17 protein-coding genes are annotated in these 20,517 nt (G+C 61.5%); 3 read left to right on the top strand and 14 right to left on the bottom strand.

From position 1 onward, the window contains the following. Nucleotides 1–135 precede the first annotated feature (135 nt). A complete protein-coding gene (gene galU / locus QTL56_RS09380; RefSeq protein WP_229574554.1) occupies nucleotides 136–1,023 on the top strand; it encodes a UTP--glucose-1-phosphate uridylyltransferase GalU in 888 nt (295 codons plus the stop codon). A 20-nt stretch (nucleotides 1,024–1,043) separates the two neighbouring features. On the opposite strand, the gene QTL56_RS09375 is transcribed toward galU, so the two are convergent. Beyond that, nucleotides 1,044–2,597, bottom strand: a complete 1,554-nt coding sequence (locus tag QTL56_RS09375) for an outer membrane beta-barrel protein (protein WP_245136093.1) — start codon at nucleotides 2,595–2,597, stop codon at nucleotides 1,044–1,046. A gap of 154 nt (nucleotides 2,598–2,751) precedes the next feature. Between QTL56_RS09375 and QTL56_RS09370 the strand changes: the two genes are divergently transcribed. Beyond that, a complete protein-coding gene (locus tag QTL56_RS09370) occupies nucleotides 2,752–3,747 on the top strand; it encodes a KpsF/GutQ family sugar-phosphate isomerase (protein ID WP_245136095.1) in 996 nt (331 codons plus the stop codon). A 6-nt stretch (nucleotides 3,748–3,753) separates the two neighbouring features. On the opposite strand, the gene QTL56_RS09365 is transcribed toward QTL56_RS09370, so the two are convergent. From QTL56_RS09365 to QTL56_RS09305, 13 genes are all read right to left on the bottom strand, one after another. Further along, the gene (locus tag QTL56_RS09365; protein ID WP_229574551.1) at nucleotides 3,754–4,212 is read right to left on the bottom strand and encodes an NfeD family protein; all 459 of its coding nucleotides are present in this window, start codon (nucleotides 4,210–4,212) and stop codon (nucleotides 3,754–3,756) included. Between the two features lie 5 nt (nucleotides 4,213–4,217). Then, nucleotides 4,218–5,219 (bottom strand): SPFH domain-containing protein, encoded by a 1,002-nt coding sequence (locus QTL56_RS09360; RefSeq protein ID WP_245136097.1) that lies wholly within the window; start codon nucleotides 5,217–5,219, stop codon nucleotides 4,218–4,220. 191 nt (nucleotides 5,220–5,410) lie between these two features. Next, complete coding sequence (locus tag QTL56_RS09355) at nucleotides 5,411–7,372, bottom strand: methyl-accepting chemotaxis protein (RefSeq protein WP_245136099.1); 1,962 nt, start codon at nucleotides 7,370–7,372, stop codon at nucleotides 5,411–5,413. A 79-nt stretch (nucleotides 7,373–7,451) separates the two neighbouring features. Continuing rightward, complete coding sequence (locus QTL56_RS09350; RefSeq protein WP_245136101.1) at nucleotides 7,452–8,060, bottom strand: hypothetical protein; 609 nt, start codon at nucleotides 8,058–8,060, stop codon at nucleotides 7,452–7,454. 412 nt (nucleotides 8,061–8,472) lie between these two features. Then, nucleotides 8,473–9,507, bottom strand: a complete 1,035-nt coding sequence (gene hemH / locus QTL56_RS09345; protein ID WP_245136102.1) for a ferrochelatase — start codon at nucleotides 9,505–9,507, stop codon at nucleotides 8,473–8,475. A gap of 121 nt (nucleotides 9,508–9,628) precedes the next feature. After that, nucleotides 9,629–11,497 carry a 5'-nucleotidase C-terminal domain-containing protein gene (locus QTL56_RS09340; RefSeq protein ID WP_245136104.1) on the bottom strand — a complete coding sequence of 623 codons (1,869 nt, stop codon included), beginning with the start codon at nucleotides 11,495–11,497 and terminating at the stop codon, nucleotides 9,629–9,631. A 202-nt stretch (nucleotides 11,498–11,699) separates the two neighbouring features. Next, entirely contained in the window at nucleotides 11,700–12,062 is a 363-nt protein-coding gene (gene omp10, locus QTL56_RS09335; protein ID WP_229574545.1) for an outer membrane lipoprotein Omp10, read from the bottom strand. A 193-nt stretch (nucleotides 12,063–12,255) separates the two neighbouring features. Continuing rightward, nucleotides 12,256–13,698 (bottom strand): homospermidine synthase, encoded by a 1,443-nt coding sequence (locus tag QTL56_RS09330; protein WP_245136106.1) that lies wholly within the window; start codon nucleotides 13,696–13,698, stop codon nucleotides 12,256–12,258. Nucleotides 13,699–13,833: 135 nt separating this feature from the next. Beyond that, a complete protein-coding gene (locus QTL56_RS09325) occupies nucleotides 13,834–14,724 on the bottom strand; it encodes a heme-dependent oxidative N-demethylase family protein (RefSeq protein ID WP_245136107.1) in 891 nt (296 codons plus the stop codon). Between the two features lie 26 nt (nucleotides 14,725–14,750). Further along, the gene (locus QTL56_RS09320; RefSeq protein ID WP_245136109.1) at nucleotides 14,751–15,035 is read right to left on the bottom strand and encodes a YciI family protein; all 285 of its coding nucleotides are present in this window, start codon (nucleotides 15,033–15,035) and stop codon (nucleotides 14,751–14,753) included. Between the two features lie 8 nt (nucleotides 15,036–15,043). Beyond that, entirely contained in the window at nucleotides 15,044–15,664 is a 621-nt protein-coding gene (locus tag QTL56_RS09315) for an aminotransferase class IV family protein (RefSeq protein WP_245136111.1), read from the bottom strand. After that, a complete protein-coding gene (locus tag QTL56_RS09310) occupies nucleotides 15,649–16,812 on the bottom strand; it encodes an aminodeoxychorismate synthase component I (protein WP_245136113.1) in 1,164 nt (387 codons plus the stop codon). The genes QTL56_RS09315 and QTL56_RS09310 overlap by 16 nt, the downstream gene beginning before the upstream one ends. A 19-nt stretch (nucleotides 16,813–16,831) precedes the next feature. Continuing rightward, nucleotides 16,832–18,682, bottom strand: a complete 1,851-nt coding sequence (locus QTL56_RS09305; protein ID WP_245136115.1) for a M3 family oligoendopeptidase — start codon at nucleotides 18,680–18,682, stop codon at nucleotides 16,832–16,834. A 250-nt stretch (nucleotides 18,683–18,932) separates the two neighbouring features. Here QTL56_RS09305 and QTL56_RS09300 point away from each other — a divergent pair, with 250 nt between their 5' ends. Continuing rightward, the gene (locus tag QTL56_RS09300; protein ID WP_245136117.1) at nucleotides 18,933–20,450 is read left to right on the top strand and encodes a sigma-54-dependent transcriptional regulator; all 1,518 of its coding nucleotides are present in this window, start codon (nucleotides 18,933–18,935) and stop codon (nucleotides 20,448–20,450) included. Nucleotides 20,451–20,517: the final 67 nt, after the last annotated feature.

The raw sequence follows: 20,517 nt of genomic DNA, 5'->3' as shown, positions 1-20,517 counted from the left end.
ACGCTGTTCAGTCAACAAACCGTTTACCACGCTGTTCGCCCAGGCTTAGTCTTTGCCATTTCGAAGCAATTATATGTTACTGGGCGTAACGGCGTCATGATGGCGTTAATCGATTATATCCTCCAGGAGGGATGAGTGGTTCAGACTAAAAAGCTCCGGAAAGCCGTGTTTCCCGTTGCCGGCCTCGGCACCCGTTTTCTGCCGGCCACCAAGGCGGTGCCAAAGGAAATGCTCACCGTCGTCGACAAGCCAGTCATCCAGTATGTGGTCGACGAGGCCATCGAGGCCGGGATTGAGCATCTCGTCTTCGTGACCGGCCGAGGCAAAGCGGTCATCGAGGATTATTTCGACATCCAGTTCGAACTCGAGCAGACGCTGAAAGCCCGCAACAAGAATGCCGAACTCCTGCTGCTCGACTCGCTTCAGCCGACTGCCGGCCAGACCAGCTTTACGCGCCAACAGGAACCGCTGGGTCTCGGACACGCCGTCTGGTGTGCACGCGACATCGTGGGGCACGAACCCTTCGCCCTTCTTCTGCCTGACATGATTATGCGCGCTGAAAAGGGTTGCCTCAAGGGCATGGTCGAACTTTACGAGAAGACCGGCGGCAATATCGTGGCGGTCGAGGAATGTGCGCCGGAACAGGCGCACAAATACGGCATTGTCGGTGTCGGCGAGACGCTGGAAGGCGGCTTCAAGATCAACCAGATGGTGGAAAAGCCGGCGAAGGGGTCTGCGCCCTCCAACTTCTTCATCAACGGCCGCTACATCCTGCAGCCCGAAATTTTCGAGATCCTGTCGACACAGGAGCGCGGCGCCGGCAATGAGATCCAGCTTACCGATGGCATGCTGAAGCTTGCCAAGGAACAGGATTTTTCCGGATACCACTTCAAGGGCCAGACCTTCGACTGCGGTTCCAAGGATGGCTTCATCCTGGCCAACGTCGCCTTCGCCATCGAGCGCGCCGACATCCGCCCGGCGATCGAAGACCAGCTGAAGGCGTTGCTCGCAGCCCTCAAGTAATAGCGTTCTGACCGCCGGGCTCAGCGCTTGGCGGTCAGGCCCACCAGCGCCGTCAGGCTGTCATTGTCCACGCCGGACGTGTAGTGCGTGCGCTCGTAGGTGAGATCTGCGGTGGCGTCCAGGTGACGGTTGATCTTCCAGGTCAGGCCGGCGCCTGCCAGATAAGCGGTCGTGTCAGCCGTCGCCGCATCCCCGTCATAACGCGTAAACGTCGTGCCGCCGGTCAGGCGGGCGACAAGGTTCGTGCGCAGATCATGGGAAAGCTGCGCCGTGAGGCGATGGATCGTCGCGCCGTTCACGCCGGCGGTTGTCGACGGGTCGATGCTCGTGTCGAGCGTCACGTCGATGCTCGTGCCTTCGCGCGGGGACCAGAGGATGTTGCCATCCACGGTCAGCGCCGACAATTCCGCCAGTCTCCCGTCTTCGAATTTCTGGATTTCCTGTCCGACGGCGATCTCGCCACGCAGTTTTTCGCCAAGATCAACGGCCACACCGGTCCTGGCGCCATAGAGATCGGCCGAGCGGCGATAGCCGCTGGAATCCGCGACATCGTCATAATCGATCCGTCCGATCGTGCCTTCGACAAAGGGTATGAGGGCGGGCGAGAGCTCGTAACCCACTCGGCCGGTCAAGGCATAGCGGTTGCGGTTTCGGTCGCTGCGCTCGAGCGTCGAGCCATCCGAAAGCTGGGCGTCGGAATACTGGAAGCGCATGACGTCGGCTGCAATGGAGCCACGGATCAGGCCGAAGTCCCGCTCGATCGATGCGCCTGCACCATATTGATGGACCCCGGACTGGACCGTGGCGCCCGTGACGGCGTTCGGATCGTCGCTGTCTTCGCGGCCGAAGCTGTAGGAGCCGGACAGGGTGGCGATGGTGTCATCGGCAAGATCGAGTCGCAGGCGTGCGTCAATGTTGGCGCTGGGCTTGTCGGTATCGTCTCCTGACAGCGTTTCCTGCCATGCGCCTTCGGCGCCAATGGAGAGTTCATGGCGCGACCAGTCTGATGTGAGCGTGCCCTTGAGGCCGGTTTCGGAGAAGATGCGGTCGTCTTTCACGCCTCCGCTCTTTTCCGTTTCGCTGCCCAGTTTCTGGCTGATCGAAGGGCGCAGGATCAGAGTGCCGAGGCGGATGCCGCTGTCGTCTTCCGTATCGAGTTCGCGGCGGATGCGGTCGGCAGTCGGGTTGTCGAGACGCGTCACGCGCAGGTTCTGCCGGCCGATATCTTCCTCGACAGGGATGGCGTCCGGATCGGCGAGCGGTTCCAGTGTCTGGTTGTCGGGTGCCACAGTGCCGGTTGCCATGGCATCGGTTGTGGTCGCCGATGCGGACGCGGCGGTCTGTGGCGCCGCCGATGCGGCCGTCGCTGCGGTGCCGTCGGACGTTGTTTGTCCCGACCCGTTCAGAGGGGACCAGGTGGGAAGGGTGGCTTGCGATGTCGAACCGGTCGTTGCCGTCTGTTGGGCGGCGAGAAGGGATGGATGCACGAACACGGACAGCGCCAGCGCGCCCGCAAAGGCGCGCAGCCCGAGGCGGCCTGTGCCGCGCATATCCCGTTTTTCGATTGAGTTCATTCCTGGGCCCGGCAATCTGCAATACTTACCCAAACGTAAAGCCTGATGGTTAATGTTTGGTTTCGGGCGCATGGTTGTGCTTCTGATCGAGATGTCGCAGCCCGCGGCATCGCACGAGAATTTACAGCGGCCGACAAACGCAGTAAGGGACGGCATGATCAAGCGCGCAGTCAATCTCGTCGAAGCCAGTGCCACCGAATCCGCTCTCCGGGTCGTCTCGATAGAGCGCGAGGGATTGCGCATGTTGGAAGAGGCGCTGGCTGGGCCGTTGGCCGCGCCGTTCTGCAACGCCGTAAAGACGATCGGGGAGATCACCGGCCGCGTGATCGTCACGGGCGTGGGCAAGAGCGGCCATATCGGCTCGAAGATCGCAGCCACCTTCGCCTCGACGGGGACACCGGCTTTCTTCGTGCATCCTGCGGAAGCCAATCATGGCGATCTCGGCATGATTGCCCAGGACGACGCGATCCTTGCGATCTCCTGGGGTGGGGAGACCGCCGAGTTGCAGGGCATCCTCGCCTTTTCGCGCCGGTTCTCGATCCCGCTGATCGCGATTACGGCCGGCGAAAATTCGACGCTCGCGCGCAATGCCGACGTCGTGCTGCTGATGCCAAAGATCCAGGAAGCCTGCCCGCACGGGCTGGCGCCGACGACATCGGCGGTCCTTCAGCTGGCAATCGGAGATGCGATCGCAATCGCACTTCTGGAAGCACGTGGCTTTTCGCCGTCCGATTTCCGCACCTTCCATCCGGGCGGGAAGCTGGGCGCAGCACTCACCCATGTGCGTGACATCATGCATACCGGCGATCGTCTTCCGCTCGTGCCACTCGGCACGTCCATGCCCGAGGCGGTCAAGACGCTGTCCCACAAACATTTCGGATGCGTCGGGATTACCGATGCGAGGGGCAAGCTCTGCGGCATCGTCACCGAAGGCGACATGGCGCGTAATCTCGCCCGCGATCTCTCCATCCTCAATGTCGAGGATGTCATGACCGTCAATCCAAAGGTCATCAAGGGCGATGCGCTTGCCACGACCGCGGCGGCGATGATCAACAAGCACGGGATCGGTGCGCTGATCGTCGTCGACGACGAGAATACGCCTGTCGGCCTCATCCACTTCCATGACCTGCTCAGGATCGGCGTGGCCTGAGGGCTTTCATGCCTCCTCGACGGTCAGATCTCGGCCGTTGCTGGAAATAATCTTGACCCTTGCCCCGCTCGGCAGATCGGGGCCAGACACCAGCCAGAAAGTGTCATCCAGGCGGATGCGGCCACGGCCCTCGCGGATCGGTTCGGCGAGGACCGCCGTGCGGCCGACGAGACTTGCGCCGCGCTGGTTGAGCAGTGGCTGGTCGCTGTCCGTCTCGTGCCGCGAAAAATAGCGCCGGCCGGCGAGGGTGAAGGCGATGGCACTGGCGGCGAAGAGAAGTGACTGCAGCTGCCATGTCCAGAAGCCGGCGTCCCAGAGCAGCAGCGATACGGCTCCGGTGAGGACGGCGCCGAGACCGATCCAGACCAGAAAGACGCCGGGCATCACGAGTTCTGCCGCCAGAAGCAGCATGCCGAGAACCCACCAGCTCCAGGGACCGAGTTCGGTGATGATCCGGCCAAGCATGGGCGTCACTCGCCGTTGGGGTTGAAGGAGGAAATCGGCGGGGTGGTGCGGGTCGGCGTCGTCGGCCGTGCCGGGGCAGGGCGCTTGTCTTCTCCGAAGACTTCGCGGGCAATGGCGCCGATGCCGCCGAGCGAGCCGATCAACGAGGTCGCTTCCATCGGCATCAGGACAATCTTCGAATTGCTTGCCGTGCCGATCGCGGTCATCGCTTCCGTGTATTTCTGGGCGACGAAGTAGTTGATGGCGTTGACGTCACCGGCGGCGATCGCCTCGGAGACCAGGCGGGTGGCTGTGGCTTCCGCTTCCGCCAGGCGTTCGCGGGCTTCCGCTTCGCGGTAGGCGGCTTCGCGCTCGCCCTCAGCCTCCAGGATGGCCGACTGCTTGGCCCCTTCGGCACGCAGGATCTGGGCGTTGCGGAAGCCCTCGGCTTCCAGGACCTGGGCACGCTTTTCACGCTCGGCCTTCATCTGTCGGCCCATGGCCGCGACGAGATCGGCGGGCGGCTGGATGTCCTTGATTTCGACGCGCGTGACCTTGATGCCCCAAGGGCGCACGGCTTCGTCGACCACGCGCAGCAGGCGATCGTTGATCACCTCGCGATTGGAGAGGAGTTCATCGAGATCCATCGAGCCCATGACCGAACGGATGTTGGTCATGGTCAGGTTGAGGATGGCGTTTTCCAGATTGGCCACCTGATAGGCGGCCTCGGCGGCGTTCAACACCTGGTAGAAGGCAACCGCGTCGGCCGACACAGAGGCATTATCCCGGGTGATCACCTCCTGGGTGGGAACGTCGAGAACCTGCTCCATGACATTCATCTTGGCGCCGATGCGCTCGAAGAAGGGGATGATCAGGTTGAGGCCCGGTTCCAGTGTGCGCGTGTAGCGGCCGAACCGTTCGATCGTATAGCGGTAACCCTGCGGCACGGTCTTGATACCGGCAAACAGCACCAGGATGACGAGCACGACGAGTGCAATGACGACAATATCCGGACCGGTGATGGGCATGAAATCCTCCAGCTGTGGCGCGAAGATGGACCGCGCCCCTTCGGTCTAACATTGTGGGGCGCCAAGGCAAATGCAAGCTTTGTCCGTCACATGGTCCAATTACCCGCCGATCGTGGTGGTCGGTGGAAACGAAGAAGGGCGGCGGGATCACTCCCGCCGCCCTCATCTCGTTTCGTCCGAGCTGTTTCGTCTCAGAATTCTTCCCAGTTGTCCTGGGCGACCGCGGCATTGCCGTGGCTACGCGGGGCATGGGCGACGGAGCGTGCGGGTTGCGCCGCACGTGCTGGCGGAGCGCGGTTCGCGGAGGCGGACGGCTGAGCCATCGTGCGCGCGGTGTCGCGCAGGGCCGAAGCCTGGGCCTGCTGTACGCCGTCGATGGTGAAGTGCGAGATCAGGTCCCGCAACTTTGCAGCTTCTGTTGCCAGAGCTCCGGAGGCGGCATTTGATTCCTCGACCATGGCTGCGTTCTGCTGGGTCGTCTGGTCCATCGAGTTGACGGCATGGTTGACTTCCGTGAGGCCGGTCGCCTGTTCCTTGGCCGACAGGGCGATGGCATCCATGTGGGTGTTCATCTCGGTGATGAAGCCGCCAATGGTGCGCAGGGCCTCACCGGTCTTGCGGACGAGATCGACGCCGCCTGCGACTTCCGTCGAGGAATTCTGGATCAGCGCCTTGATCTCCTTGGCAGCGTTTGCGGAGCGCTGGGCCAATTCGCGGACTTCCTGGGCGACGACGGCAAAGCCCTTGCCGGCTTCACCGGCGCGTGCCGCTTCGACGCCTGCATTGAGGGCGAGCAGGTTGGTCTGGAAGGCGATTTCGTCGATGACGCCAATGATGTTGGAGATCTGCTGCGACGAGCCTTCGATGCGGCGCATCGCGTCTTCGGCCTTCGCGACGACATCCGAGGACTGGGTCGCGGAGGTGTTGGCCTGGGCCGCCACGGAGCGGGCTTCTTCCGTCCGCTTGGTCGAATTCTGGACGTTGGCGGTGATTTCCTCGACGGCTGCTGCCGTTTCTTCGAGGGCTGCAGCCTGCTGCTCGGTTCGCTTCGACAGGTGGTCTGTGCCGGAAGCGATTTCGCGGGTGCCGGTTTCCATGGTGGACACGCTGTTGGTGATCGCGGCCATCGTCTGGTTCAACTGGCGAATGGACTGGTTGAAGTCGTGCCGCAAGCTTTCGAAATCCGGAGAGAAGGCCTCGTTGATCTGGAAGGCGAGATCGCCGGATGCGAGGCGCTTGAGGCCGGCTGCGAGACCGGAGGTTGCCGCCTGCAGTCGAGCAGCGGCATCCGCCTCTGCACGCTGCTGGGCTGCAATGCGGTCGGCTTCCGCCTGGCGGCGGTTGCCGTCGGCCTCGGCTTCGAGGCGCTTGTTGGCCATGGCCGCTTCGCGGAAGACCTGCATGGCAGCCGCCATGCGGCCGATCTCGTCCTTGCCGCCCTGATCGATGACGACATCGAGATGGCCTTCCGACAGACGGGTCGTGGCATCAGCGAGCTTGCTGAGTGGCTTGGACACGAGCTGGAAGTTCAGGAAGCCCATGAGGACGGCTGCAAAGCCGATGATGATCGAGGCGGCGAGGCTGACCGATTCCACCAGGGAAAGCGCGGCGCTCTGATGATCGGCGGCGGTGCTTGCGCGGGCCGAAAGTGTGTCCTTAAGTTCGGAGAGATTATCCTCGAAAGCCTTGACCAGAGCATCGCCCCCGCCGGTGACTTCGATCGCCCGGGCGAGTTCGACCGTCGCGGGATCACGCATGAGCAGGATCTGCCGCTCCAGAAAATTCGTCTTCCACGCATCGTAGGCGGTGATCGCTTCCCCGAACTTTGCCAGTTCTGCGGGAGCAGATTTCGAAATCAGTGCCTCGACGCTCGACTTTTCCGTGTCCATCCTGGCTGCAGTGCTCTGCGCGCCCGCTGCATAGTCGCGGTTGCCCGTCAGAAGGAAGGTCTTCAGTTGACGGTCCGCAATGTTGAGGTCTTCGGAGAACTCGTCGATGGCTTCCACCATATTGGTCACGAGGGCGGTCTCGGCGACCTGCTCACTCGCAACGACGGCGCGGTTGTGCATGAAGGTGGACGCTGCGATCGCGATGGCGGCAAGGAGTCCGAAAGCGAGAAAGCCCTTGGCGCTTACGGATAAGTTCTTGAGCATAGTGAATTCCTGTCCCGGTCGGGGTCGAATTGGGTCATGGTTTGCAGGACAACCGCCATCATGGGGTCGTGATCACGGATCAGCTGCCGGCGAGAGCCCGGCGCTCGAGTTCCGTCAGGTTGAGTTCGACGGTCGCGGCGCCGATCTTCTTCTTGGCGCTATCGACCAGAGTGAAGCTCACCTGGTTCCGCCAGATCTTGACCTCGTCGTCCCACTCGGCCTCATCGATGAAAATCGCATCTTCAGAGACGTCGTAGGTTTTCTGGAACTTGCCCTCGTCGCCCTGCCAGAAATCGCTGGTGATTGAACTTTGGCCGACATTCAGGCCATTCTGGTCCATCACGAAGATTTCGGGGAAGAGGCCGAGTGACTTGCCCTGGATGCGGGCAAGGTAGACGGACAGCGGGCTGGAAAGCGTGGCTGCGATCAGTGGCTTGTCGGCAGCCTCACGCTCGGCCTTCCACTGATTGTCCAGGGTATCGATCTTTTCCTGAGACAAGTTGGTCAGGCGGGCGTTCTGCGCCTGGACCGATATGGTCACGATTTCGGCAGAGATAAACTCCTGAATCTGCTGCAGGAGCTCGGGCGAGATAAGCTTGTCCATGTCTGGCTGAGGCGGTTCTGCATGCGCAGTCGCCAGCGACATGGCGAGGAATGTCGATGCCAATGCGGACGTGATAAATTTCATGATGGTCTCCTTCAACTCCCCCCTAATTCTAGGGATCATTGATAAATGGAACATTAATATAAGAAATCACCCATTTAAAATTGCATTTTAATCCAATGACTTAGGGTGTGGTCGGTGCCCCGCCATGTGTCTCCAGACAGCTTCGGGTTGTCCTTCGGGCTGCGGCGACGCGGGCGCCGTGAGAGACTAACTGAATGAAATGATGCACTAATATTGTGCAGGCCTGCTGAAAAATGGGGCGGCGTCGGAAAGGGGACGAAGGGCGAGCATCGTCTGGGTTGCATCCTTCTGCCGGTTCCGGACCGTCCGCGATCTCCTCCTCTTGCAACCGGGATTCAAGGGCAAAGAAAAAGGGGGCAGCCTCTCGGCTGTCCCCTTTTGATCCATCACCGCAGACCGGGCAAAAAGGGTCTCAAGCCCAGCCTTGCAGTTCCCGGCGCACGACGTTTTCGATGACGCGCATGCCATTATCACTGTCGTTGAGACAGGGGATGTGGGAAAATTTCTCACCACCATTGTGCAGGAAATCCTCGCCCGCTTCGCCCGCGATTTCCTCGAGCGTTTCGAGGCAGTCCGAGACGAAGCCCGGATTCATGATGGCGATGCGCTTGACGCCTTCCTTGGCGAGCTTCTCCACGGTCTTGTCGGTATAGGGCTGCAGCCATTCTTCCGGCCCGAAGCGGGATTGGAAGGTGACCATCAGCTTCTCCTTCTCCCAGCCGAGATGTTCGCGCAGCAGGCGCGTCGTCTTGTAACACTGGCAGTGATAGGGATCGCCCTTCATGAAGTAGGACTTCGGAATGCCGTGATAGGAGGTGATCACCAGCTCCGGTTCCCAGTCGAGCGAGGCGAGGTGCTGGTTGATGGAATTTGCCAGTGCCTCGATATAGACCGGGTCGTCTGCATATTGCGGAACCGTTCGCAGCGCCGGCTGCCAACGCATCTTCAACAGCGCCTTGAAGGCCTCGTCATTCACGGTTGCGGTGGTGGCGGCGGCATATTGGGGATAGAGCGGGTAGACGAGGATGCGCTCGCATCCGGCCTTCTGCATTTCGTTCATCTTCGCCTGGATGGCGGGCTGGCCATAGCGCATGGCCCAGTCCACATGCACATTGGGCAGGTCTTTCAGCGCAACCGCCAGCTTTTCGGCCTGGTTGCGGGTGTAGGTGCGCAGATAGCTCTCGTCGAGATCCTTATTCCAGATCTCCTCATAGGCCTTGCCAACCTTTTGCGGACGCTTGTTCAGCACGATCCCGTAGAGGATGGGGTACCAGAACCACCGCGACCACTCGATGACGCGCTTGTCTGTCAGGAACTCCTCAAGATAACGGCGCATGGACTTGTAGTCCGTGCCATCGGGCGTTCCCAGGTTGACGAGCAGCACACCGACCTTGCCGAAATTGACGGGCGGATGGTCGGAGGGCCAATGGGCGGGAAGTGCGTTCATTGTGTTGTCCTGGTGAATGTTTCTCGACCGTTACGTGGGGATGGCCAGTTGAGATCATCTGATAAAAGCAAAAGCCGGCCCGGGAAAGTCCGGACCGGCTCTTGTCATGCGGCAAACTGGCTTACTTCGCCGGAAGCTGCAGCTCCCGGCCGATGGAAATCACGTTCGGATTGCGAAGCATGTTGGCTTCGGCGATCTTGCTCCAGAATGTACCGTCGCCATAGGTGGCTTCCGCAATCTTCCAGAGGCTGTCACCGGCAACGACCTTGTAGACGGTCGCGGCTGCCGCAACAGCGGATTCCGTGGCGGTTGCTGCTGCCGGAGCCTCGGCTGCCGGTGCCGCTGCTGCGGGTTCCGTCGTTTCCGCAGCCGATGGAGCCGTTGCGGCAATCACGGTGATGCGGCCGTCCGTATAGGGCTTGTAGGGATTGTTCTTGGCGATGTAGTCGGCCACGACCGTCTCAAGGCCAGGACCAAAATCATAGGCGTTCTGGCCGGCGGTCGCGAAGATCTTGTAGCCGTCACCGCCGGTGCGCATGTAGTTGTTGGTGGCGACGCCATAGGTCTTGTTCGGATCGATTGCAACAAAGGCATCGCCTTCCTTGACTTCGACCGAGGTGATCCGGCTTCCTGCAGGCTTGTTCAGATCGGCCGTGTATTTGAGACCCGATACCTGCGGGAAGCGGCCGGCGCCTTCCTCGACCTGGCCTACACCATTCTCGAGAGCCGCCACGATATCAGACCCCTTCAGCTGGAAGGAAGCCAGGGTGTTCTGGAACGGCAGGACGGTGAGGACCTCACCCATGGTGACAGTGCCGGCATCGATCGAGGCGCGCAGGCCGCCACCATTCTGGATCGCGATGGTGATACCCTGGTCTTTGACGCGATCGACCATGGCGTCGGCGACGAGGTTGCCCATGGTGCACTCCATGGCACGGCAGGTCTCGCGCGAGCCGTCGACGCCGTCAGCGGTCGCGCCGATTTCCTTCTTCTTCAAATCCTCGATCGGCCCGCCGAGTTCAGCGACCTTGGCCACGTAGCCTGCATCAGGTGTCACGGATGCGTCGAGCAGCTTCGGCTCGCCGGAGGTGGATTTCACCACGCCGCCATCATCGAAGACGACCGTCAGGTCGCCGAGATACTTGGAATAGGCATAGGCCTGCACGATCGGCACGTCCTTGCCGGAGGGGTTCTTCACCAGCGTCGGATAGGGGCCGGCGGCATTTTCGTCGGTGTTGGAGAGCAGGGTGTGGCTGTGGCCGCCGACGATGACGTCGATGCCGTCGACCGCTGCTGCAATTTCCTGATCCTTGACATAGCCGACATGCGAGAGCAGCACGATCTTGTCGATGCCCTGGCCTTCAATTTCCGTCACGGCTTCCTTGAGGTAGCCGATCTCGTCGGAGAAGAGGATGGCGTCGCCCGGCGATGAAGTTTCATCAGTGTCGGTTGCGAGGACTGAGACGACCGCAACCTTTTCATCGCCGAATTCCTTGACGATGTAGGGTTTGAACTTGTCGGCGACAGGGGAATTGAGACCGGCCAGTGTGTTGCCCGAGATCATCGGGAACTTCAAGGCGTCGATGAACTTCGCCAGTTCTTCCGGGCCGTCGTCGAATTCGTGGTTGCCGATCGCCATGGCGTCGAAGCCAATGCCATTCATGAAGTCGGCAATTGGGGCACTCTTGTAGGTGGTGTAGAAGAGCGAGCCCTGGAACTGGTCGCCTGCGTCAAGTGTCAGGACATTCTTGCCCGAGAGTTCCGCCCGGCGGGCGTCGATCGCCGACTTGACCCTCGCAATGCCGCCGAAGCATTCATTGGCGGCCGCATCTTCCTCCGAGCATGTGGAGTCCGTCTTGCCGATCGCCTCGATGCGTGAATGCAGGTCGTTGATGTGCAGGATGTTGAGCTCGAAATCGGCCAGGGCGGTTCCTGCCGTCAGGGCCAGCGCCGAAGCGCTGAATAGGCCAATCTTCAAATGTCTGAACATCGTGTTCTCCTGTTCCAATCCATGTCACCCCAGTCTCGCAACGCAGGAGGATAGCTGCGCGCCAGAATTCGGATGGCGAATGTTTTCATCAAGACCGGGACAGGGCAAGCGAAAATCGCCCGCCGTTTCACATGTTAGAGAATGCCGAAACGAAAGAAGCGGCCACTTGGGCCGCTTCAAGACAGGGTCTTGGAATCTGTTCTTAGCCGCGCCGCGCGAGGGAGAATTGTGCGCCGCTGTCCGAGGTGCAATTGAGCTGGGACGGCGTGACCAGAGCACAATTGACCTTCTGCTGGGTATTGCGCACCAGTGAGGTCATGTTGATCTCGACCAGGCGGTCATTGATCAACGTGTAGGTGCCGGAGGCCAGGATCTGGTTGGTATCCGTGGTGCGGGTCGTGAACGTGCCGCCCTGGAATGTGGAGGAGATGCCGTTCGGATCGACCCAGGCACCTTCGATCGAGGGGCCCTGCTGGACGGCCGGAAGCTGACGCGGTGGGCTGGAATAGCAGGACGAAAGGGCGAGGCTCGCCGTGGTGATCGCGATCAGGGATCTGATTTTCATTCTTTTCTCCCACCTTCACGGCGTTCCGGCACTGCCGTCCGCCTCTCGATTCTTCAATCGAACCATGCCGCGAAGCCTTGGTCAAAGCAAGGCGGGAGGTCCACCGCGGCAAGGTTATCCCGACCTTGATGCTAAAGTTTTCGCATGACAAAGGCCCGCCGGTTCAGCGGGCCTTGCCAATGTGGCTGAACTCTCAGCGAACCAGGATGTTCCGGAACTGCCACGGATCCTTTTCGTCGAGGTCTTCGGGGAAAAGGCCCGGGCGACCGTCGAGCGGGGTCCAGTCGGTGTAGTGGCCTTCGACCGGACCGAGATAGGGCGACTGCACTTCGAGGCAGCGCTTGTAGTCCATCTCGTCGGCCTCGACGATACCAGCCTTCGGGTTCTCGATGGCCCAGACCATGCCGGCCAGAACGGCAGAGGTCACCTGGAGGCCGGTGGCGTTCTGGTAAGGGGCGATCCGGCGGGTTTCTTCCAGCGACAGCCGCGAACCGTACCAGTAGGCGTTCTTCTCGTGGCCGTAGAGGAGCACGCCGAGTTCGTCGACGCCGTCGACCAGTTCGTCCTCGTTCAGCACATGCAGCACCGGCTGCTGTGTGCCGCCATTGCCGAACATCTCGTGCAGCGAGAGCACGGCGTCATTGGCCGGGTGGTAGGCGTAGTGGCAGGTCGGACGATAAACGGTTTCGCCATCCTTCTCGACCGTGAAGTAGTCGGCGATCGAGATCGACTCGTTGTGGGTGACGAGGAAGCCGTATTGCGGGCCGGGCGTCGGGCACCAGGTGCGCACGCGGGTATTGGCGCCCGGCTGCTCCAGATAGATGGCGGCCTTGCAGCCCTTCTTGTGCTTCTTGGCGTTCTTCGGCATCCAGTTCTCATGGGTGCCCCAGCCAAGTTCGGCCGGCTGCAGGCCTTCCGAGATGAAACCTTCAACCGACCATGTGTTCCAGAAGACATTGAGCGGCTTCGGGTTCTTGGCGCGCTGGGTGTCGCGTTCGGCGATGTGCACACCCTTGACGCCGACCTTCTTCATCAGCTTGGCCCAGCCTTCGCGATCGTTCTGATCCGGCTCTTCAAACTTCAGGCCGATTTCATGCGCGAGGTTGACCAGACCCTGCTTGACGAACCAGGAGACCATGCCCGGATTTGCGCCGCAGGTGGAAACGGCCGTGGAGCCGCCGGGGTTCTTCTTGATCTCAGCGCGCACGGTTTCGCGCAGCGCGTAGTTTGTGCGCTCCGAGTTCTTCATGTTCTTATCGAAGTAGAAGCCGAGCCAGGGCTCGACGACCGTGTCGATGTAGAGCACGTCGAGCTTGCGGCAGAACTTGATCAGGTCGAGCGAACCGGTGTCGACCGAGAGGTTGACGCAGAAACCCTGGCCCTCGCCTTCGGTCAGAAGCGGCTTCAGGAGCTTTTTGTAGTTCTCCTTGGTGACATGCGCCTGGATGTGCCTGATGCCGTGCTTGGCGAGGATGCCTTCCTCGTCACCGCGGGGATCGATGACGACCATCCGGCTCTTGTCGAACTTGAAGTGGCGTTCGATCAGCGGCAGGGTGCCGCGGCCGATCGATCCGAAGCCGATCATCACGATCGGGCCGGTGATCTCGCCATAAACCGGGTAGGTCATTTCGCTCATGTGCGTCTCCTTGGAGGCCCGGTTTCTTGCCTGGGCCGAGTTTCCGGCCCCTCTTGTGCGGCCGGAGCGATAATGGCGGTTCTAGATCACAAAACTCTGACACAATAAAGGGTGGCTGCAAGCGCCCGAGGGACGTCACAAACGATTTTCAGACGCCGCATCTTGCCGCAGCCGCGACACGAGCCGGTCGCGCTGGACATCCAGCCCCTTGTAGTGACTCTGAGGGGCGCTCAGGCCCTGCAGCTGCTCAGCGAGCGCCGATGCGAGGCGCCTCCCGTCCGGGTGCATGCGAAACAGGGCAACCGGGTCGAGATAGATGCGAATGGTGAAGACGATCGCACCGGTTTCAGGCAGTTTCGTCAGCGTCTGGCGCTCGACGCGGACAACCGCGTCACCGGGTTCGGCATCATCGTTTCGACCCGTTTCCGGGTGGAAGAGCTTTTGCTTCCAGTTGATCGACCAGTTGAAGCGCTCTGCCGGCTGCTCGGGCAAGAGATTGTCGAAGATGCGGTTGATCATGGCGGCATTGCGCGTGCCTCCCTGAAAGCCCGGCACATGTTCATGGACTTCTTCCATCGGTCGGTCGAACTTTTCCGCAAGCAGCCAGGAAGACGGGAAGGAGAGGTGGGCCGCGGCAATGAACCAGCCGGCCTCGCGCTTCATCATGATGACGAGGTCATCCTGGATGAGCAGTCCAGCGCGCAGGAGCGGGGGAAGGGCCTCGTCGGCAAGATCGACGGCGTGGCCGGCAGCGTCGATATTGTCACCTTTGCGGTTATAGAGATGGGCGTGGTGCACGTCGAGATGGCCGAGGACGGCGTCCAGGCATTCCCGCTGGGCCGGAAGGCTATCCTCCGTCGCGCGGAAGACCTCTTTCAAACGCGCTGCCGCGAGGTGGTGCTTTTCCGCAAGGTAGCGGCCTAGATCCGCATCGGGCTCGATCCAGCGGTTGGGATCGAGGGCGGTAAGCCCGATGGTGAAAGGGCGCGCTGGGCCAGCATAGGGGGTGTGGGTGAAGGGTGTCATCTCAACATGTGCTCTGTTGCGCCACGCTATCCCTTCAGCCCGTCCAGCCCCGGCGCGGTCCTGGTCACGGCCACTTCGGTTACCTCATAGACTGCCACGCCCTCTGCCGCGAAAGGATCGGCCGCGACATAAGCCTCGATTGCGGCGCGATCGCCTCGGGCGAGGATCATGCCGCCGGTGCGCGGAACCTTGCGTCCGGAGGCCAGAAACATGCCGCTGTCATAACCGGCATTTACCCAGTCCATATGCGGCGGCATGAAACGATCGGCTTCTTCCGTCGGCTTCACATAGGTGAGGGAGAGAATGAACATGGGCGGCCTCAGTCGATCAGTTCGGCGCGGATGAGCCCGCGCAGGGAATTGCCGACAAACAGTTTCCGGTGACGCAGGTCATCGAGCTTCAGGACCTCGCCGCGGGCGCGGCGTTCGCGAATGAGTTCGGCACGGAGCACGCCGGGCAGAAGGCCGCTGGTCAGCGGTGGGGTCAGCAGCATGCCGTCGGCGCTTTCGGCGAAGATGTTGGTGATCGTGCCTTCACAGACCTCGCCCCGCTCGTTGAGCAGGATCACCTCGTCGGCCTCGTCCTTCGAGAATTCGGCGCGTGCGGCCTCATAGGGGTCGCGGCGAGTGGTCTTGTGGCGGAAGAGGCTATCTTCGGATTGCAGACGCGTCGTTGCAATCTTCAGGCGCCAGACCGTTGCCTCCTGAATCGGCTCGAAAGGGGTCGCGGTCACCTCCATCTTGCCGCGATAGGTCATGACCAGGCGGACGCGCAAAGCTTCGCTGCCGGAGACCTCCTTTTCCAGCTTGCCCTTTGCATCCTGCGGCTGGCGAAAGCCGAGCGCATCGGCGGAGCGCGACAGGCGGCGCAGATGCTGGTCGAGGCGCAGGAAGCCTGCCTCCGGTTGCCAGCGTAGCGTCTCGATCAGCGAGAAATCCATTGATCACCCAGGGCAAAGCGCGCCTTCAGAAGGCATTCATCATACTCGGCCTCGGCTTTCGAATCGAAGACGATGCCGCCGCCGACATTGAAAACGGCGCGCCCTTCGTTGAAAAGGGAGATGGTGCGGATTGCAACGGAAAATCGCATGGGCCCCGCAGGGTCGCACCAACCGATCGCACCGCAATAGACATCGCGCGGCCCAACCTCGAGTTCGTGCAGGATGCGCATGGCCCACATTTTTGGTGCGCCGGTGACGGAGCCGCAGGGGAAGAGCGCGGTCATGATTTCGGCCAAGCCGATGCCGCGCGAGAGTTTTGCCCTGATATAGCTCACCATCTGGTGGACGGTCGGATAGGTCTCGATGGCAAAGAGTTTCGGCACAGAGAGCGTGCCGACCTCGCTGATCACGGAGACGTCGTTGCGAAGCAAGTCGACGATCATGCGATTTTCAGCCTGAGTCTTTTCGTCGGCGAGCATGGCGGCGATAATCGCCTCGTCTTCTTCCGGGGTGGCGCCCCGGGCGGCCGTTCCCTTCATCGGGCGCGTCTCGATCCAGCCATCTTCGTCCACCGAGAAGAAAAGTTCGGGCGAGCGCGAGAGGATGACGGGGCCGGTGCCGTAGTCGATCAGCGCACCGTAATGCACGGGCTGGCGACCGACGAGCGACCAGAAAGCGGCGCGCGGATCGCCCGACCAGCGGGCCTCGACCGGCATGGTGAGGTTCGCCTGATAGCAGTCGCCCTTGCGCAGATGGTGATGCAGGCGATCGAAGCGGGTGCGATAGGTGTCGAAATCCCAACCTGCCCGGGGATCGGTGAGGAAGGGGGCGTTGGGGATGTTCGAGGGCGCCCGCGCCAGCGGATGCCCTGCCGGCGCCGGCGCGTCGAAGACGCCCATTGCAATCAAGGGCGTCTCGCGGCCGTCCTTGATCAGCGGCCGCAGCTTCGGCTCGAAGACGAAACCGGCTTCATAGGAAAGATAACCCGCCAGCCACCTGCCGGCCTGGCGATGCGCCTCCAGTGCCGCGAGCGCGGGTTCGACCTCGCTAGCCGACCGGGCGACGACAAGCGTCTCCGGCTCGGCAAAGACGAGGCTCGTCCCCGCGCGGTCGTCGCGGAAGAGCGCATAGGGCGCGTGGTCACGCATGGGGTATCGGCGGCTCCGTTCAGGCTGCCTTATCTAACGCTTCCAGCTCGTCAATCAGGCCCTCGATCATCGACAGACCCTTGGCCCAGAACGACGGATCGGTCGCATCCAGCCCGAACGGAGCAAGAAGCTCCGAATGATGCTTCGTGCCGCCGGCCTTCAGGAGTTCGAAATACTTGTCCTGGAAGCCCTGGTCAGCGTTCTGGTAGACGGCATAGAGCGAATTCACCAGGCAGTCGCCGAAGGCATAGGCATAGACATAGAAGGGCGAGTGGATGAAGTGGGGGATATAGGCCCACCATGTTTCATAGCCTTCCGAGATCTTGATTGCCGGCCCGAGGCTCTCTTCCTGGACCGAGAGCCAGAGCTCGCCGATCTTTTCCGCCGTCAGTTCGCCTTCCTTGCGGGCGGCGTGGATTTTGCGCTCGAACTGGTAGAAGGCGATCTGGCGCACGACCGTGTTGATCATGTCCTCGACCTTTTGGGCGAGCATGGCCTTTCTCTCGCGCTTGTCGGTCGTCTTGTCGAGCAGGGCGCGGAAGGTCAGCATTTCGCCGAAGACGGAGGCTGTTTCGGCGAGCGTCAGCGGGGTCTGGCACATCAGGGCGCCCTGGCCGCCGGCCAGCACCTGGTGCACGCCGTGGCCGAGTTCATGGGCGAGTGTCATGACGTCGCGCGGCTTGCCGAGATAGTTGACGAGTACGTAGGGATGGGCAGAGGGCACGGTCGGGTGGGCGAAGGCGCCCGGGGCCTTGCCGGGGCGGGCCGGGGCATCGATCCAGCCGCCGTCGAAGAAACGGCCGGCGATCTCGGCCATTTCAGGCGCAAAGCCGCCATAGGCCGAGAGCACCGTGTCCTTGGCTTCGTCCCAGGAGATCAGACGGTCAGGGGTTTCGGCGAGCGGGGCGTTGCGATCCCAGAAATTCATCTGGTCCATGCCGAGCCATTTTGCCTTCATCTTGTAATAGCGGTGCGACAGACGCGGATAGGCCTCACGCACGGCTTCGGCCAGCGCATCGACCACTTCGCGCTCGACGCGGTTGGCGAGATGCCGGCTGTCCGCGATATCCTCGAAGCCGCGCCAGCGGTCGGAAATGTCCTTGTCCTTGGCGAGCGTGTTGGTCACCAGGGTGAAGATGCGGATATTGTCCTTGAAGGTTTTTGACAGGGCTTCCGCCGCCTGCTTGCGTTTGTCAGGGTCGGCGTCCTGCAAAAGGGTCAAGGTCGATTCAAGCGGCATTTCCTCGTTGCCGATTGTGAAGCGCAATGATGCAAGCGTCTCGTCGAAGAGGCGGTTGAAGGCGGCAGCACCCGTCTGTGACTTTTCCAGGAAAAGCTGCTCGATGCGATCGTCGAGCTGGAAGGGCTTGTCCTTGCGCAGATCGACGATCCAGGGGCGGAAATGGTCGAGTGCGGGATCGCGATCCGTGGCGGCGTCGACAGCGTCGTCGGGCAGGCGGTTCAGTTCCAGAGGGAAGAACAGGAGGCGAGACGACATGTCGGTGAGCTTGGCCTGGATATCGCCGAAGAACTTGCCATTCGCCGGATTGGTCATGTCCGAATAATAGGTGAGGCCAGCGTAGGACGCGATACGGCCGAGCAGGTCTTCCAACGCATCCATTTCCGTCAGCGCCTGGGCCAGCGACGCATCGCCGACGGTTTCAAGTGCTTCCGCAAGCTTACCCTTCCACTTGGTCTCGAAGGCGAGTGCATCGGATGCGGCCGTCTCTACGGCGCCCAGGAACTCAGCCGAAGTCTGGCCGGGATAAAGGTCGTCCAGCTTCCAGAGGGGAAGGTCGCCGAGGGCCTGGTCCCTATTCGCGGAGGCCTGGGGAGCGGGGCTCGAGACGGGGCGGCTGTCGATCATCATGGCGATGTCCTTTCTCTCGTTCGTTCCGGAGATGTAGTCAGTCGCCTGCCGATGGGCAAGCAGCCGGATGTGCCAGCGTGATGCGACATTCTTCCTGACGTGAGGGTGGGGTCTGTGGATTGTCCCATAAACGGTTAAGGACGGTTAAAATGTTAGGCTTTCTTCCAAGAACATCTTCAGGCCTTTCTGGCAGGGTCACCGCAATAACCCAGGAGCGCAAATGCGCCAGAACGGCCTCGGGGAGCGTAAGTTGACTGCACAGATTCTACTCATCGATGAAGATGCCGCCGAGCGCCGCAGCATGAAGGCTGGCATCGAAGCGCACGGCCATATCGTCCATCTCGCAGAGACAGTTCACGCCGGTATCGAGCTATTTCGCCGGCACCGCGATGCGATCGGCGTCGTTCTGATCGACGCGGGGTCCACGGAAGGGCTGGACCCGACTGTGATCCCCTTGCTCGGACAGATCAATCCGGCCGTGCCTGTCATCGTCTGGACGGCGGAAGGAGCGACCGAAACGGCGCTCAATGCCGTTCGCGCCGGCGCTTTCGACTTTCTCGTCAAGCCGATCACCCAGGAGCGCCTGATCGGTGCGATCGACTCAGCGCTCAAGATCCACCGGTCCAGCCTGCAGGGTAGAACGCCGCGTCGGGCCCGCAGCGGTTCCGTCAGCTTCGCGGACGTGGTCGCCGCCAGTTCCGCCATGTCGCGGGTGGTGGAGCTGGGGCGCCGGGCGGCACAGTCGATGATCCCCGTCATGCTTGAAGGAGAGGCCGGCGTCGGCAAGGAACTCGTCGCGCGCGCCATTCATGCCGCGAGCGATCGTTCCTCCCGCCCTTTCGTCGCCGTCAACTGCAACGGGATCTCGCCGAGCCTGATCGAAGATGTGCTGTTTGGAAACGAGACGCATCCGGGCAAGGTCATGGAGGCCGATGGGGGCACGCTCTTCATCGAGGAAATCAGCGAGCTGCCACCTGCAGGACAGGTCCGCCTGCTCGAGATCGCCCAGACAGGCGAGGTTCACCGCAGCGCTCCACAGCGATCTGTGAAGGCCAATGTGCGCCTGATCCTCGCGACCAACAAGGACCTGATCGAGGAGGTCAAGGCCGGACGCTTCCGTGAAGATCTGTATTATCGTCTCAACGTCTTTCCCGTCACCATTGCCTCTCTGCGCCGCCGCAAGGAAGACATACCGCATCTGATCCGGGCCTTCGTCGAGCGCTTCTCGCTGGAGCAACGTCTGCCGCGCACGCTGCAGATCGATCCTTCGGCGCTCGCGCTGCTCACATCCTTCGACTGGCCGGGCAATACGCGCCAGCTCGAAAACGCCATCTTTCGCGCCGTTGTGCTTGCCGAGGGGGGGAGCCTCGGAGAGCAGGATTTTCCGCAGATCGCCGCTCAGGTGCACGGTCATCGCGGCAGCACAACCGCCACGGACCAGCCGCCGTCCGCTTTGGAGCAGAACCCGATCGCCAAGGTTCAGGCAGCCCTGGCCGAGCGTGCAGCCGCCTTCTCCGGGAACCATTCAAACCCAGCTACGGGATACGGCGCGTCGGCACAGGGCAATGTCATCGTCAGTACGGACGAGGCCGGCAATGTGCGCAAATTGGCGGAGATCGAGGAAGAGCTGATCCGCTTCGCACTGAAATTCTATCGTGGCCAGATGAGCCAGGTGGCGCGGAAGCTTGGAATTGGCCGATCGACGCTCTACCGCAAGCTGAAGGATTATGGAATCGACCCCGACGATCCGCAGAAGGATGCCGCTTGATCTGCCTCACCTGTCCGGTGTTAACTCTGGGGTAAGCTTAATCGCTTACGCAAGGGCTAAGCATTTG

The sequence above is a fragment of the Peteryoungia algae genome, from assembly GCF_030369675.1.
GTDB classification, from domain to species: Bacteria; Pseudomonadota; Alphaproteobacteria; order Rhizobiales; family Rhizobiaceae; genus Allorhizobium; species Allorhizobium algae.
This window is presented reverse-complemented; position numbering and strand designations above follow the sequence as displayed.

Excerpts from the sequence above, each read along its gene's own strand:
- QTL56_RS09375 (WP_245136093.1), bottom strand. The coding sequence starts at position 2,597 with ATGAACTCAATCGAAAAACGGGATATGCGCGGCACAGGCCGCCTCGGG.
- QTL56_RS09370 (WP_245136095.1), top strand. The coding sequence starts at position 2,752 with ATGATCAAGCGCGCAGTCAATCTCGTCGAAGCCAGTGCCACCGAATCC.
- QTL56_RS09365 (WP_229574551.1), bottom strand. The coding sequence starts at position 4,212 with ATGCTTGGCCGGATCATCACCGAACTCGGTCCCTGGAGCTGGTGGGTT.
- QTL56_RS09360 (WP_245136097.1), bottom strand. The coding sequence starts at position 5,219 with ATGCCCATCACCGGTCCGGATATTGTCGTCATTGCACTCGTCGTGCTC.
- QTL56_RS09355 (WP_245136099.1), bottom strand. The coding sequence starts at position 7,372 with ATGCTCAAGAACTTATCCGTAAGCGCCAAGGGCTTTCTCGCTTTCGGA.
- QTL56_RS09350 (WP_245136101.1), bottom strand. The coding sequence starts at position 8,060 with ATGAAATTTATCACGTCCGCATTGGCATCGACATTCCTCGCCATGTCG.
- hemH (WP_245136102.1), bottom strand. The coding sequence starts at position 9,507 with ATGAACGCACTTCCCGCCCATTGGCCCTCCGACCATCCGCCCGTCAAT.
- QTL56_RS09340 (WP_245136104.1), bottom strand. The coding sequence starts at position 11,497 with ATGTTCAGACATTTGAAGATTGGCCTATTCAGCGCTTCGGCGCTGGCC.
- omp10 (WP_229574545.1), bottom strand. The coding sequence starts at position 12,062 with ATGAAAATCAGATCCCTGATCGCGATCACCACGGCGAGCCTCGCCCTT.
- QTL56_RS09330 (WP_245136106.1), bottom strand. The coding sequence starts at position 13,698 with ATGAGCGAAATGACCTACCCGGTTTATGGCGAGATCACCGGCCCGATC.
- QTL56_RS09325 (WP_245136107.1), bottom strand. The coding sequence starts at position 14,724 with ATGACACCCTTCACCCACACCCCCTATGCTGGCCCAGCGCGCCCTTTC.
- QTL56_RS09320 (WP_245136109.1), bottom strand. The coding sequence starts at position 15,035 with ATGTTCATTCTCTCCCTCACCTATGTGAAGCCGACGGAAGAAGCCGAT.
- QTL56_RS09315 (WP_245136111.1), bottom strand. The coding sequence starts at position 15,664 with ATGGATTTCTCGCTGATCGAGACGCTACGCTGGCAACCGGAGGCAGGC.
- QTL56_RS09310 (WP_245136113.1), bottom strand. The coding sequence starts at position 16,812 with ATGCGTGACCACGCGCCCTATGCGCTCTTCCGCGACGACCGCGCGGGG.
- QTL56_RS09305 (WP_245136115.1), bottom strand. The coding sequence starts at position 18,682 with ATGATGATCGACAGCCGCCCCGTCTCGAGCCCCGCTCCCCAGGCCTCC.